Annotated in this window: 1 pseudogene; it reads right to left on the minus strand. The window is 71.4% G+C overall.

Annotated features, from left to right (window positions below):
• Positions 1 to 398, minus strand: a pseudogene (locus ACWCOM_RS18525) (amylosucrase); the annotation flags it as partial.

Genomic DNA, 398 nt, shown 5'->3' on the forward strand with positions numbered 1-398 from the left:
CGCGGTGCCGGGCGGCAGGGCGTGGCGCTCCGCCAGGGCCTGGGCCAGCAGCTTGGGCTCGCGGGTGGCCAGCGCCTCCCAGGTCAGGGCCATCTGCAGGGGGTTGTAGGAGAGCTGGCACTGGCCGGGCTCGACGTAGAGGATCACCGCGTCCGGGTGGACGATCGCCTCGGACTTGAACAGCACCGACGGCGCGGCGATGCGGCACAGCGCGTTGGAGGCCCGCAGCAGCACGTGGGCCTGTGGCAGGGACTCGCACGCGGTGCCCAGCTGCTTCCAGATGAACGCCACCGCGTCCATCCGCTGCACCTCCACGCCCTGGGCGGCGAGGAATAGCTGCTCCGCGGCCATGGCGCGGAAGACCGCGGGATTGGTGTAGTTGAGGTCCCACTGGAAGG

The sequence above is a fragment of the Kocuria sp. KH4 genome, assembly GCF_053711175.1.